The 14,152-nt window shown below is 58.3% G+C and carries 12 protein-coding genes and 1 pseudogene; 12 read left to right on the top strand and 1 reads right to left on the bottom strand.

The genetic code is table 11. The features are described 5' to 3' along the window. The 12 genes from X726_RS1000000170930 to X726_RS138110 all read left to right on the top strand — a co-directional run. The coding region (locus X726_RS1000000170930; RefSeq protein ID WP_210164218.1) for a hypothetical protein at window positions 1-184 on the top strand (184 nt) is incomplete at its 5' end. 92 nt (window positions 185-276) lie between these two features. Next, complete coding sequence (locus X726_RS138060; RefSeq protein WP_245272182.1) at window positions 277-2,505, top strand: methyl-accepting chemotaxis protein; 2,229 nt, start codon at window positions 277-279, stop codon at window positions 2,503-2,505. Next, the gene (locus X726_RS138065; protein ID WP_084630992.1) at window positions 2,498-3,994 is read left to right on the top strand and encodes a chemotaxis protein CheW; all 1,497 of its coding nucleotides are present in this window, start codon (window positions 2,498-2,500) and stop codon (window positions 3,992-3,994) included. Before X726_RS138060 ends, X726_RS138065 begins: the two co-directional genes overlap by 8 nt. After that, on the top strand, window positions 3,991-5,076 hold the full coding sequence (gene cheB / locus X726_RS138070) for a chemotaxis-specific protein-glutamate methyltransferase CheB (RefSeq protein ID WP_023673733.1): 1,086 nt from the start codon (window positions 3,991-3,993) through the stop codon (window positions 5,074-5,076). Before X726_RS138065 ends, cheB begins: the two co-directional genes overlap by 4 nt. Then, entirely contained in the window at window positions 5,067-5,690 is a 624-nt protein-coding gene (locus X726_RS138075) for a HEAT repeat domain-containing protein (RefSeq protein WP_023673732.1), read from the top strand. The genes cheB and X726_RS138075 overlap by 10 nt, the downstream gene beginning before the upstream one ends. Next, entirely contained in the window at window positions 5,687-6,523 is an 837-nt protein-coding gene (locus X726_RS138080) for a protein-glutamate O-methyltransferase CheR (RefSeq protein WP_023673731.1), read from the top strand. Before X726_RS138075 ends, X726_RS138080 begins: the two co-directional genes overlap by 4 nt. Continuing rightward, window positions 6,520-6,915 (top strand): response regulator, encoded by a 396-nt coding sequence (locus X726_RS138085; RefSeq protein ID WP_023673730.1) that lies wholly within the window; start codon window positions 6,520-6,522, stop codon window positions 6,913-6,915. Before X726_RS138080 ends, X726_RS138085 begins: the two co-directional genes overlap by 4 nt. Then, on the top strand, window positions 6,908-9,133 hold the full coding sequence (locus X726_RS138090) for a chemotaxis protein CheA (RefSeq protein WP_023673729.1): 2,226 nt from the start codon (window positions 6,908-6,910) through the stop codon (window positions 9,131-9,133). The genes X726_RS138085 and X726_RS138090 overlap by 8 nt, the downstream gene beginning before the upstream one ends. Then, a complete protein-coding gene (locus X726_RS138095) occupies window positions 9,130-9,384 on the top strand; it encodes a hypothetical protein (RefSeq protein ID WP_023673728.1) in 255 nt (84 codons plus the stop codon). Before X726_RS138090 ends, X726_RS138095 begins: the two co-directional genes overlap by 4 nt. 57 nt (window positions 9,385-9,441) lie before the next feature. Continuing rightward, window positions 9,442-9,819 carry a response regulator transcription factor gene (locus tag X726_RS138100; protein WP_023707350.1) on the top strand — a complete coding sequence of 126 codons (378 nt, stop codon included), beginning with the start codon at window positions 9,442-9,444 and terminating at the stop codon, window positions 9,817-9,819. Then, window positions 9,816-10,457, top strand: coding sequence for a chemotaxis protein CheX (locus tag X726_RS138105; protein ID WP_023673726.1), 642 nt, complete (start codon window positions 9,816-9,818; stop codon window positions 10,455-10,457). The genes X726_RS138100 and X726_RS138105 overlap by 4 nt, the downstream gene beginning before the upstream one ends. 4 nt (window positions 10,458-10,461) lie before the next feature. Beyond that, complete coding sequence (locus X726_RS138110; protein WP_031204560.1) at window positions 10,462-12,753, top strand: PAS domain-containing sensor histidine kinase; 2,292 nt, start codon at window positions 10,462-10,464, stop codon at window positions 12,751-12,753. A gap of 705 nt (window positions 12,754-13,458) precedes the next feature. On the opposite strand, the pseudogene X726_RS01000000167740 reads toward X726_RS138110, so the two are convergent. Beyond that, window positions 13,459-14,152 (bottom strand): annotated as a pseudogene (locus X726_RS01000000167740) (IS256 family transposase); the annotation flags it as partial.

Below are 14,152 nucleotides of genomic sequence, written 5' to 3'. Positions count from 1 at the left end.
GACGGATCGCCTCTGTCGTCGTGGCGCTCCCATGAAGAACCTGGCCCATAGCGCATCCTTTGATTCGGACGAAAAGTATGCGCCATCAAAGCCTGGGATCAAACATCTAGGAGCGCGCGAAATGCCCCATGTCGAGGAAATGGCCGGCGAGACCGTGACGGCCACCCACCCACATTTCGCCTAGAAGCGGCGCCCTTGAACCTCATATTCAGCGGCTTCCAGGGTTGCAAGGCCGGGCGCCTTCGGTTCCAAAATGGGTGGCGTCCGGGTATGGGTATGGGTTCCGTTTCGATTAAATTCCCGAGTTGCCGCATCTGCGGCCAAAACAAACTGGTCGCGGTTTTTATCTCAGTTGCGCGGTGGGCCCTCGATGATCTCTCATTTTGGAAGAAAGCGAACCTACCGCAATGGCATCGTTCATCGAACAGCGGACCGCTTATATGCGGCCAGTGGCACCTGCCTTGCGATAGTGGCCGACCGCAATCCAGCAGGATTGCACGTGGCCAGGCTATCTGCGGTGGCGCGCTTACCGGCGATAAGATAGAAATCAGGCAAACGCCGCTACCGCGAAATAGGATTTCATCCAATATGTCGCTCGTTAAGACGTCAAGGATCGCGAAACGCACTGGACCAGACAAGGGTTTGCATCCCGAAAAAGCAGATTTGCCGGCCAGATCACGCCAAAGCATCAAATCAGACCTACCTCACGGACAAATAGCCGAACGGTTTGCCGCCGCCACTGAGGAGCTGGCCAGCGGCATCACCGAGGCATCGGCCGCCGGTGAAGAATTACGGCGATCGATGGAACAGATCGCCGCGGGTGCGGAGGAAGCATCAGGCGCGGCTGAAGAACAACTGCGCACAATCAGCGACTCCACGCAAACGCTGGCCGTGGGACGACGCTTAGCCGAGGATTCGCAAAGGCGATCGGAATCGGTGCAGGGCTTGCTTGCCGATGTGACGAATCAGGTGATGAATGCGGTCAGTGCGATTGAACGAAATGCCGCTCGCCAGGAAAGCTCGGCACAATTGATTGCCGTTATCGAAGAACGCGCTGAAGAAGTCGGAGCTATAGGCCGCACGGTCAGCCGCATCTCGGACCAGACGAATCTGTTTGCCCTAAACGCCGCCATCGAAGCCGCTCGCGCCGGCGATCATGGCCGCGGATTTGCCGTAGTCGCTGAAGAAGTAAGGTCGCTGGCGCAGATATCCGACACCAGCGCACGTGAAGTTCAGGCGCTATCCACCAGCATCCAAAAAGATGTCAGCGCGGTTGCAGCCGGAGTCGCTGCTGCCGCTCACGCTGCGGCATCCGAAGCAAAGGCCTCAAACGTCGTGCTGCGAAACCTTCGCGCCATGCGGGAAACCGCGGGCGAGATCGCGCTCGGCAGCCGCGCCATCTCGCTGGCTTCGGTTGAAGCCGAAAAAGCCGCCACCGAGGCGCAAAAAGGTGCCGAGCAAGTTGCCAGTGCCGCGGAGCAGCAGTCGGCTGCAGCTGCGGAATCGCAGGCAGCGATCCAACAGCAGACGCAGGCGCTTGTTGAAGGCCAAACGGCAGCGCACGCGCTGGCACGCTTGGCTAATCTATTGCGCGGCGGAGACGCAGGAAAAGCCGCCGAGCAGGCGTCCTCGGCAGCCGAACAGCTGTCGGCGAATATTCAGGAGCTCTCGGGGGCCGCCGGTCAGATTCTGGCTGCGGTCGAGCAGATCAACCGTGGCGCCCAGCAGCAGGCGGCGGCCACCCACGAAAGTTCGGCCTCACTGAGCCAGATCGAGCAAAGTGCTGCCCTTGCAAAAGAAAATGCAGTTGCAGCCGAGGAGCGTGTTGCAGCGATGGAACAGTCGCTGAGGGAAACTTACGCGGCGGTCGAAAGCCTTATTAACGGATTGACGGGTTCCCTCCAGGACACGACAGCGAGCGTATCTGCGTTGCTTAGTTTGGAGGTAACTGGCCGCAAGATCGAGAAGATCGTCGATGCGATCACATTAGTCGCGGTTCAGACCAGCATGCTTGCCGTCAGTGGAGCGGTCGAAGCAGCCAGGGCGGGCGACTATGGCAGCGGCTTCTCCTTGGTGTCCAAAGACATTCGCGGGCTGGCGCGCGAAGCATCGCAATCCTTGGATAGAGTGAAGGATACGGTTCGCGGAATGATCGAGCAGATATCTTCGCTGCGTGGCGATCTCGAGCGGATCTGCGGCCTGTCGGAAGTCGAGATTCAGAATAGTCGCGCCACTTTAGCGGTATTTGAGAAGACCAAAGAAGAGCTGGCGCAGCTCGTCGAGGCGAGCAAAGCGATCAATTCTGGCGCTACCGACATACTCGTTGCGGCGAGCCAGGCTTCAGCTGGCGCGAAGCAGATTGCAACAGCCGCAGAGGAAGCCGGTGCAGCGTCTAGAGAGGCATCGACCGCTTCCCAAGAGCAAGCGCGAGGAGCTGAGGACCTGGCTGCGGCGATTGAGGAGATTGCCTCCCTCGCTGAAGAGCTCAAGTCACAAAATGTCTGAGCAAGGCGCGCCAGCGGCGCTATCCAAACGGTTCTTGGCGGTTCGCTGCTCCGAGCATACTTACGCGGTTCCGGTCGATCGGGTGGCCGAGATCGTCAGGGTACCCGTAATGGCAAAGGTGCCGCAAGCCCCAGCGGCTTTGTGCGGATTAGCGAACTTGCGTGGGTCAATTGTGCCAATTGCGGACTTGAGCCGCTTGCTGCGACTTGCTTCTGAAGCTCTGTCGGATTCGGCGCGAGCCGTGGTCATCGACGCACCCGCGCCGTATGCGCTGCTTGTCAACACTGTCGAAGGGATCGTCAACGTACAGGCAAGCAGCATCGAGCAGCGTCATTCACTCAAGGGCGCCGCGGTGAGCAGCGGCGATGACAGTGTCTTCTCAAATGATGGCGAGGCGGTGAGGATTCTCAACGTTGATACCCTGCTCGAAGGGGCGTTTACCCCCCAAGCCCGGGATCGTGTGACCGGCCGCAGCCGCACGTTGGTTCCTGATATGAGCGCGATAGGCGCTGTAGGTCGAGAAATGCTCGCAACGTTCGTAGTCGATGGGCAGGATTACGCATTTCCATTTGCCGAGGTGCAGGAGGTCTTCAATATCCCCCGAGGCCTGACTTCTCTGCCGGGCGCGGATGCGCAGGTCCCTGGTTTGATATCGTTCCGCGACGGACTGCTGCCAATTTTGTCCCTAAGAGCACTGTTTGGCCTCGCTAACGAGCTTCAGGGAAATGAGAAGGTCATCGTCGCGTATGTCCGCGGCACCGCGGTCGGCGTCGTTGTCGACGCTGTCAAGCAGAGCATCGCCATCGATCCTCTGAGGCTGGAACCCGTGCCGCCAATTATGGCCGCCAGAATTGGCGGCGAGGCTAAGGTCAAGGCAATCTATCGGAGCGAGGCGGATAGCCGGCTGCTGTCGGTCTTGCACCCGGATTTGTTGCTCAGCGAGGAAACCATGCGTGGTCTGGGTCATGTGCAAGCTCCGGCCCGAGACGGCTCCGCACCGACAGAAGGTTCAAAGCGCGACGAGATCAAGCTGCTCGCCTTCCAACTTGGCGCCGGCGAATTCGCCTTGCCCATTGAGGTCGTCGAGGAAGTTGCACTGGTGCCGGAGCGTGTGACGCGGGTTCCAAAGACGCCCAAATTTCTTGAAGGGGTCATCAATCTGCGCGGCGAGGTGCTGCCTGTCATCGATCAGCGGAAGCGCTTCGACATGCCGCCGTTTGAGAATCGTGGCCGGACGCGTCTGATTGTGGTCAAATCCGGTTCCCACCGCGCCGGGATCATCGTCGACAGCGTCTCGGAAGTCCTGGGCGTCGATGCATCAGCGCTCGCTCGGGCGCCGGATCTGGCGGGAGAAACTACGCGCCTGATCCAGTCGATCGTCAGCCTGGATGAAGGCGTTCGCATCCTCATGCTGCTTGATCCAACCGAACTGCTCACGCGTGCCGAGCGCACCTTTCTGGACTCTTTTCAAACCAAGCTGCAGACTTGATCAAGGTTCTGATCATCGACGACTCTGCCCTCGTTCGAAAGCTGCTTGCCGGAATGCTGTCGGACGCATCCGAATTCCAAGTTGAAACCGCTCGAAATGGCGCCGAAGGACTGGAGCGCCTGCACGCCTTCCGCCCCAATGTGGTCACGCTCGATGTCCACATGCCGCAGATGAACGGCTTTATGTGCCTTGATCGTATCATGCTGGAAAGGCCGACCCCGGTCGTCATGGTATCGTCAGTGACATCACAGAGCGCCGATGAGACCCTGCAAGCGCTTCGCCTCGGCGCATTCGATTTCGTTGCGAAGCCTTCGGGAACATTGTCCTTACGCGTTGATCAGATGAAAGACGATCTGCTCGACAAGATTCGAACCGCCGCCGTCACCGGCATCAAACCCACGCTGCGATTGCAGGAACGTATACGCCACCGTATAGGGCAGACGCTGCCGACAAGTCCTTATCCCGCCCCAATAGCGTCAAAAAAACCCATCGTAAAAACTGGGGTAAATGGGCTGGTGCTCATCGGCGTTTCGACAGGAGGGCCGCCAGCACTGGAGGCTGTTGTCGGAGCGCTGCCAGCATCGTTCTCCTGGCCAATTTTGATTGCTCAGCACATGCCAGAATCCTTCACGGGCGCACTGGCCAAACGTTTGAACAGCCTGAGCGCCATCGAGATCGTGGAGGTTACCCGCCCTACGGAAGTCGTGCCTGGTGTCGCTTACATTGCGCGGGGTGGGGCGGACATGATTTTATCGCGCCGAGGAGGCGTCGTATTTGCCATGAATGTCCCGTCCCAGGTCGACTATCCCTGGCATCCAAGCGCCGACCGGCTTGTTCGAAGTGCCATGGAACAAATACCTCCCAGCGACCTTATCGGTATTCTCATGACCGGAATGGGCAATGACGGCGCCAGTGCTATGAAACTCCTGCACGAGCGAGGCGGAACGACGATCGCTGAAGCGGAAGAAACCGCAGTGGTTTGGGGGATGCCCGGGGAATTGGTCAAGGGCGGTGGTGCAGATTGGATTCTGCCGCTACCCGAGATAGCCCGGCAATTGATGAAGGTTGTGCCTTGCCTCTGATCCGCAAAGAGCTTCCCAACCAAGCCGGGATCCGCGACGCATCGCCCACGGATGCATTTTCTTCGTTGACGAGTCGGAACAGTGAGGAAAGGCGAGCGGCGGCTCGCGAGTTTATTGTCACCTCTGACAACGCCGGTGTGATCTCCAGCGCAATTCAGAGTGAAGCGGTTGATGGCGTGCTGCAGGCTTTGTTTACAGCCCTTATGCGATCAGCCAATGCGGCAAGCGTCGACGTTGCTCTGCAATACCTACGATCCGACGATGCCCGCTTGCGCACCGGGGCACTAGACGCCTTGCGCGCATTGCAAGATCAGCTCCTGCCGCGGTTGACTGGACTGCTCAGTGACCCGGAGCCCGACGTTCGCATCCTCGCCTGCGAACTCGTTCGCGCGCAGCAGCCTTCAACGGTGATTGATTTGCTGGTTCCCCTCCTGGCTAATGATTGCAATGGCAACGTTTGCGGTGCCGCGATCGACGTCATGGCGGAGGTGGCGGCGCCTGACCACGTTGCCTTGTTACTCCAGTGCGCCGCGCGTTTTCCCTCGGATCCCTTTTTGGATTTCGCCGCCAAAACCGCGGCCCTCCGGATCGGGGCGCGGAACGCCCCTCAGTGATCGAGATCACGGACGAAGAGATCCGTCGACTGGGAGACTTCCTCTATCGACGCACCGGCATGGTCTATTCGGTATCCAAGCGCTATTACATAGAGCGCCGGATCGCTGATCGTGCAAACGCAACCGCCTCTCCTTCTTTCGAAAGGTATTTCGCAAAACTTCGTATTGATGCCGAGGGTGAGATCGAGAAGTTCATCAACGCCTTTACCGTCAATGAGACTTATTTCAACCGGGAAGATCATCAATTTCGGTGTCTCACGAAGGATTTGCTGCGTGAAAGAATCGCAGCCGGCTATGGGAAAGACCAGTTGCGTTTGTGGTCGGTACCTTGCGCGACTGGGGAAGAACCCTATTCGATTGCGATGTGGCTCTTGGACAAGTGGCCGCTGGTCGACGCCTACAGCATCGAGATTTGCGGCTCAGATATCGATACCGAAGCGCTTGCCGCGGCCAAGCGCGGCTTTTATGACAAGCGCGCACTGATGCGCTTGCCGGGCCAGGTCATCGACCGCTACTTTCACCAAGAAGCCGACGATCGGTGGCGGCTTGTCGAAGAGTTGAGGGAGTCGGTGCAATTTTCCAGTGTCAATCTAATAGAATCTAACGAGACCAGGCACCACGGCCAATTCGATGTCATTTTTTGCCGAAACGTCCTCATCTACTTCGACGACGCTTCGCGTCGCATTGCTGCAGACAACCTCTATGAAAGCCTTTTACCCGGCGGCTACATTTGCCTTGGCCACACAGAGTCGATGAGCCGTATCTCTCCGCTGTTCGAAATCCGTCGGTTCGAAGATGGTATTGTCTATCAGAAACCAGAGGTCGGGCGGTGAGCAAACCTACGCTCCATCGCGTCCTGGTGGTCGATGACGCAGCTCTCGTGCGCCTGTACTATCGAAGCGTGCTGGAGCCAGCGGGCTATGAGGTGTTCGAGGCTTTGAACGGGGTGGAAGCCTTGGAGCAACTGCTTGGGTTCGAGATCGTCGACCTTCTGATCGTGGACATCAACATGCCGGTCATGGATGGCCTCAGCTTCTTAAGGATGCTTCGGCAACGAGGCGAACCGTTTGCGTCCACCCCCGTGCTCATCACCAGTACGGAAGCCGGGCTCCATGACCTGCGGGCTGCCCAAATTGCCGGAGCGAACTTCTACGCCGCCAAGCCCGTCGCTGGGCAGGACCTGTTGGAGCTCGTTGCCTTGCTTGCTGGATCAACCCATGATTGAACTTCTTGAGCAGTTCCTGGTGGAGTGCCGCGAGTCTGTGCAGCAGGCAACACTGGATCTTCTGGCGCTCGAAGGTGATTCAGGCGATCACACTAGGCTGGACAGTGCTTTTCGGTCGTTTCACACCCTCAAGGGCGGGGCCGGTATCGTCGATTTTCCAGATATGGCGAGGGGTCTGCACGCGGCTGAGGAACTGCTCGATTCCGGCCGGTCCGGTACGAGGACGTTAAGCACTGCGGATATCGGCAACTGTCTCTGGGCATTGGATCAAGTCACCGGCTGGCTCGATAGCATTGAGGTAAAGGGAACTGTCCCGGAGGATGCAGGGTCGACCGCGGATGAGATGGTCCGCCGCTTGCAAGCGGCGCTATGGGAAGAACCTCCGGGAAAGAGCCCGCCCGCCTTGTTGGCGGCGGGGTGGTTGACATCTCTTTTGAAGGCCAACCATGATGTCGCAGCCCGAGCCTCAACCGGGTTGTTGTTCCAGCCCGACCCACAGTGCTTCTTTCGCGGCGAAGATCCCCTTGCGTTGGTCGCCGGCCTGCCTGGCCTGTTAGCTCTTCATGTGGAACAGGTTCATGTCTGGCCTTCGTTGAGGGAAGGTGATCCATTCGAGTGCAACCTGCTCTTCACAGCGTTGTCCTCTGCTCCGCAGGACGCTTTGTTGCGCTATACCCAAGCGATAAGCTCGGACTCTTCGAGCGTCCTCGAGATCCGCGAGCTTTCTTCTGCCGTCCCCGATCAGCGCGCAGGACTTAGCCGGATGGCGCGGCTGGTGCTCGAAGCGCAGTCCCAACTCCTTTCCCAGGTCGCGACCACAGGTCTGGCCGGCCGAGTAGGCGCCGCGCGGCGCGTGGTGATGAATATCCTGGCTCGGAGCGTCCGGCACAAGGATACGCTGGAACGCTACGATGGTAGTGTGCCGGACGCGGACGATCCAGAGGGACGACAAGCACTCATCCTCCTGATCGACCGGGTTTTGGGAGACGAGGCCCAAGTCCTCGAATTCTCCGTGAACCGGGATTCCCGCCTCGCCATCCCGAACTCAAATGCTGCCCGATCACTGCGGGTGAGCGTCGAACGCATTGATGCCTTAGTGAATTTGGCCGGCGAACTGTCGGTTGCCAAGAATGCCCTAACGCATGCCGCAACGCTAGCCCGGAGTGGAACTCCATCGGCGGATTTGGCGGCCGTGTTGGAGGAACAACAATCCCGACTGGAGAGGTTGGTCGATGAGTTGCAGCGTTCTGTCTTGAGCATCCGTGTCTTGCCCATGCGACAGGTGTTCCAAAGGTTTCAGCGCTTGGTGCGAGACCTTGCGACCGAAACGGGTAAGTCAGTGGTTCTCGTGACAGAAGGGGAGAACACCGAAGCAGACAAGACCATCGTCGAGGCTCTTGGAGAGCCGATTATGCATGTTCTTCGCAATGCAATCGACCATGGTGTCGAACCGGCGGACGAGCGCATCAGGACAGGGAAGCCACCGCATGCCACGATCTGCCTGCGTGCAGCGAAAGTCGGCGACAGCATTGTCGTTGAGGTGGAAGACGATGGTCGAGGTGTGGATTTCGCGAGAGTTCGACGGGTTGCGGCAGAACGCGGCCTGACGACCGGGTTCGCCTCGCTTTCCGATGACGATGCATTGGAATTGCTGTTCAATCCGGGGTTCTCGACAGCCGCAACTGTCAACACGGTCTCCGGTCGTGGGGTTGGGATGGACGCGGTGCGATCGGCGATCGAGGCGCTCGGCGGATCGGTTGGCATTGAGACGAAGCCCGGAAGCGGGACGATCGCAAAATTCACCCTGCCCTACTCCATCCTGATGACGCACCTGGTCACCGTGGAAGTAGTCAAACAAGTTTTTGGCGTTCCGCTTGAGAAAGTTATCGAAACCCGTCGACTTTCGCGCGGTGATGTCTCGATGGTTGGCGCCGCGCGCGTGTTCGGGCATCGCGGCCATACCATCCCGCTCGTTAGTCTTGCGGCGACGCTTGGCGAAACGCCGTCGGAAACGATCGCCGACGATTTCCAAGTCGTAGTCGTCCTGGTCGGGAACGACATGTGCGGGATAGAGGTCGATGATGTCGGGGAGACAATGGATATACTGATGAGACCCATCGAGGGGGTGCTCGCGGGTGTAGAAGGCGTTGCAGGCGTCACAATTTTGGGTGATGGCCGCGTCATGCTTGTTCTCGATGTGGAGGCTTTGGTGAAATGACCGTCATTTCCGACCCAAGCGGTGGACCGATCCGGCTTGAGGGCGACTGCACTTTAGAAGACAGCGAAACCCTGCTGGCAATGCTGGTTGAGTCAGGCAACATCTTAGTTGACTGGCGGAAGTGCACCAAGATCCATGCTGCCGTTCTGCAAGTCCTGATGGCGGCCCGCGTGAGGGTCATTGGGCCGTCGGGCTCGCCATTTCTCGAAAGCTATTTTCATCGCGGCTTCCGGGCAGTGCATGGCGGCTAGTTCACAATTATTGCATTTTATGCGATATCCCTAACCCCAGCTGAAATGAAGGTCGTAATGAACGTTTTGATCGTCGACGACAGCAAGCTTGCGAGAATGGCCTTGGTCAAGATTCTCGCCAAGAACTATCCGACATGGGTGCGTAAAGAGGCCGGCAACGCTGATGAGGCGCTTCAACTGGCGAGTGAGTTCGCGGCTGATATCGTGTTGATGGATTACAATATGCCCGGCCGCGATGGGCTTGCCTTGGCGGCGGACTTTCGTGCCCAGGATCCGTCAATGCGATTGGCACTGATTTCCGCTAATCAGCAGCACGAGATAGTCGAAGGTGCAAAGGCGCTGGGCGCTTCCTTCCTGACCAAGCCAGTGAATGGCCCGGACCTGGTTGCGTTTCTCGGCAAACCCGACACTCCCATTGGTCAGGACGATCAATGATGACTCCGGCCGACCTTGTCTTGGAAGAACTCGAGAAGGATGCCCTCACTGAACTGGTGAACATCGCCGTCAGCCGAGCCGCCAAGAATCTCCGCGAGATGGTTGGACGACAGGTGTTCCTGTCCGTCCCAAGAATCAACCTCGTCGGCAGGCAGCAAGCCATCGATATCTTGGACGAACGCGAGATGGACCGTCTGGTTGCCGTTCACCAGGTTTTCGAAGGTGATATCACTGGTCGCGCGTTGCTTATTTTCCCAGAGGAGCGAAGTCTCGAACTTGTGCGTGCTGTAGCCGGTCCGGACCATTCATTGGAAGACATCATCGACCTTGAACAGGAAGCACTCGCAGAGACGGGCAACATCATTCTCAATAGTTGCCTGGCCACCATCGCCAACCTGTTGCGCCGTAGTCTTCGCGTCTCCTTGCCTGAGGTCATTCGAGGCACTGGAACCGACTTCTTCAATCTGGCGCCGCCGCCCCTACCCGGCGAGGTCGTACTGTTTCTCTACATAAACTTCACCGTCAAGGACAATGACATCACGGGCTACATTGCCATGCTGATGGACATGCCTTCCCTAGCGGTTTTAAAGGGCCTCTTGTGCGAGTTTATCGAGCGGATCGGTGGGAACGATAAATAGTGCCATGTTGAACACTTCTCACGATAATTCGACGCCGATATTAGATGCACTCGATTGCGGTATAATCGTGCTCGGTTCTCAAAGGCAAGTGACCGCCTGGAATGCCTGGATCGCCGCAGCCAGCAATATACGGACGACCGAGGCGATCGGAAAATCAATGGAGGAGCTTTTTCCCGGCCGGCCGCTCGGCCCAATCCTCGTTGCGTTAAACGAGGCTTTGGAAGCCGGGGCCTCCAGCCTGCTGACCCCTACACTCCACCCAGCCCTGCTTGCGTTGCGGACGCGAGCGGGCCAGCCGCTGATCCATAGCATTTCCATCCGACCAATCGGGGCGATAGGTGCGTATGAATGCCTTATTCAGATTTCGGATGTGACGGGGGCGATGCGGCGGGAAGCCGTGCTGCGCCAACGGCAGAATGCCCGTTATGATGCGGTCATGGAAAGCGCCGCGGAAGCCATTCTTACCCTGGATGACACTGGGGCAATCCAGGGAGCCAATTCGGCGGCCGAGGTGCTCTTTGAAATCGACAAGGCATCGCTTGCCGGTCAGCCGAGCGCCGGTCTGTTCGTGGAAGGCGACCGGTGGTCGCAATTGCACGACGCCAGTCGCTCAGGGCAGCAAATAGTTCATCGAGAGGTTTCCGTGAAGCGGCGCAACGGGTCGACGCGCCATCTCGAAGCTTCGATTAGCCGTTGGTCAGGTGGCGCCAAGCAATTCACCACCGCCTTTTTGCGCGATGTAACAGATCGCCTGTCCTCACAACTGAAGCTGAAGACCCTGAATGAGACGTTGGAGCAACGGGTAGCTGACGCAACCGGTGAGCGCGATATGATCTGGCGCGTCAGCCAGGATCTTTTCGTCGTAACGGATTTCGGCCTCAAGTGCCAAAGTGTGAATCCGGCCTGGACCGAGCATCTCGGCTTGGACGAAAGCGAGGTCGAGGGTAAGACTTTCGAGGATTTCGTTCATCCTGAAGATGTTGCGGCTGTGACACGGCTCTCACTATCGGATAGCCGGGTTGCGGTTCGCGACCTCGACTTACGCATGCGTGCCAATGATGGCAGGTTCATCTGGTACAGTTGGCAATTTATGCCGCGAAACAACCAATATTACGCCGCCGGGCGCGACATCAACGTCCGCAGGAATTTGGAGGATCAGCTGCGCCAAAGCCAGAAAATGGAGGCGGTGGGGCAACTCACGGGCGGTATCGCGCACGACTTCAACAACATGCTGGGAGTTGTCATCTCAGGACTCAACTTGATCCAGCGGCGCGTCGACCGCGGCGAGCCCGGCGTGCACCAACTGATCGCAGCCGCGACCGAGGGTGCCCACAAAGCTGCCATGCTGACGCAAAGGCTACTGGCTTTTTCCCGGCAGCAGCCGCTTTCCCCTGAATCCCTCGACGTCGGCCGGATGGTGCAGGATATGTCGGAGCTTTTGCGCCGGACGCTGGGCGAGCACGTAACACTCAATACGGTCGTGCAATCCGATGACGGTGCAGTGCTCGCTGATCCCAGCCAACTCGAAAATGTCCTCGTAAATCTGGCGGTCAACGCTCGCGATGCCATGCCGGAGGGCGGAACCCTGACAATCGAAACCTCTGCACTCCTGGTCGACCAGTCGGTTGCTGCAGATCATGGCATTTCCCCCGGCCCCTACGTCCTTATTGCGGTGAGGGACACGGGCTCGGGTATGAGCGCGGAGGTTCTGGAAAGAGCCTTCGAGCCGTTTTTTACCACCAAAGGTGTCGGCAAGGGAACCGGCCTTGGGCTGAGTCAGGTGTTTGGCTTCGTCAAGCAGTCCGGTGGCTATGTCAAAATCGATTCAAAACTGGGGGTGGGGACTACCATCAGCATCTGGTTGCCAAGGCACAATGGTCCCGCCGATGGAGCACGGCGGGCGAACAGCCAAGACGTTGCCAATGGCAAGCCAGAGGAATTGATCCTCGTCGTCGAGGACGAGGCGAGTGTAAGACAACTGACAATGCAAATGCTCGAGGATCTCGACTATTCGGTGATTTCTGCTGAGAATGGGGTTGAAGGCCTGCGCATTCTTGAGGATCGAGGAGACGTTTCCTTGCTGCTGACGGATGTTGTCATGCCCGGAATGAACGGTCGGGAATTTGCGGATGCTGCCGTTGAATTGCGGCCTGACTTGAGGGTGCTCTTTACGTCCGGTTACGCACGTGATGCCATAGTTCGCAATGGGATCATCGATCCAAACGTTCAACTCCTGCAGAAACCCGCTACCCTCCAAGCTCTCGCCCAGAAAGTCAGATTGGTTCTGGATAACTAGCCATTCGGCAACCGCCGTTCCGGTTTTCAGGCAAGAGGGTAGCGCGCTCGACCTGTCATATTAGACGCAAAGCGGTCATTGAGCTCTATTGAGAGCTTCGGGTCACCACGAGCGTCCGCGGTGATGCCGCCGACATTTCTCCTCGGGTCTCTACCGACGTGGTCGCGGGTGCAACAATCTGTTGCACAACTCTGCTATCTGTCCCGCCAATGCCTGACCCTCAACTTGCTCACCCCTGAATAAGTCATCGCTCGCTGTCACGGCCAGGTAAGCGACGGGACTCTTCGAACGGGCGCGTTGCATGCGGATCAGGCCATCGTTCCTCAAGATCAGCAAAGCAATCATCTATCCCAGCGGCGAGTGGATCGCTGGGACAAATCGATCGTGGTCGTCTGCAAACAAAGACGCGAACTGCCGCGGGAGAAGAAGACGGCACGGCCAGAGTAAGCAGAGAGGCGGTTCATTCGCCCGAGAGGCGTGGGTTAGAGAAATATGCGTGCGAATCCGTGCTCGATCGGGGCGTCACAGTTTTCATACATAACTAACCCGCTCGATACCCTTTGCGAACGCAGCGTCACGTCTAATCAGAATGGCTTTGAAGAGCGTGACTTGAGCATCTCTGTCGCGGGTGTTTTGGGGGTTAAATCCGCCCTTCCCTACGGTTGTGTGCGTCAAGTTCTGCAAAATGGGCGATCATGAAACTGGTCATGCGGCTTGGCGTAGAGCGAGCTTCTTGTGCTCGCGCAGATCATCCATGTTGATATAGCGGTTGGCCTCCATCCAGTTTTCATTGGTTTCGACGGCCAGCTGACCAGGCGCAGGCGCAGGCAGCTTTCGGCGTTCGGGAAGATGCGCACGACATAGGTGCGCCGGCGGATTTCCTCGTTGAGCCGTTCAAGCATGTTGGTGGACTTGAGGTGCTTGTGATGCTGACGCGGCAGCCGGAAGAAAGTCAGCGTCTGTTCTATGGCTTCTTCCGCCCAGGTGGTCAGCCGCGGGTAGCGGGCGGACCATTTGGACAGCCATGCGGCAAGATCAGCCCTGGCCTCTGCGAGATCGCGCCGGTCGTAGAGCCAGCGCAATTCCTGCANCAGACGTGTGCTCTTCCGATCTGTCGCCGTGCTTCCTCGGCAGATGATCGAGCGCGTTCCTGAGGAAGTGCACGTAGCAGCGTTGCCAGGCGGCTTCGGGGATCACCTCGCCGATCGCTGCCACCAGGCCGGCGTGATCGTCGGACACAACCAACTCGACGCCCTTGAGGCCGCGCGCCTTGAGGCCGACGAGGAAGTCCCTCCAGGCCGAGCGGCTCTCGCGATTGGCCATCTCCACGGCCAGGATCTGGCGCCTTCCGTCCCAGTCGATACCGACCGCGATCAGCACCGCCTGGCTCATGACAACA

It is taken from the genome of Mesorhizobium sp. LSJC285A00, from assembly GCF_000503155.1.
GTDB lineage: Bacteria > Pseudomonadota > Alphaproteobacteria > Rhizobiales > Rhizobiaceae > Mesorhizobium.
Note: the sequence above shows the minus strand (reverse complement) of the source record. Positions and strands in the feature narration are given on the sequence as shown.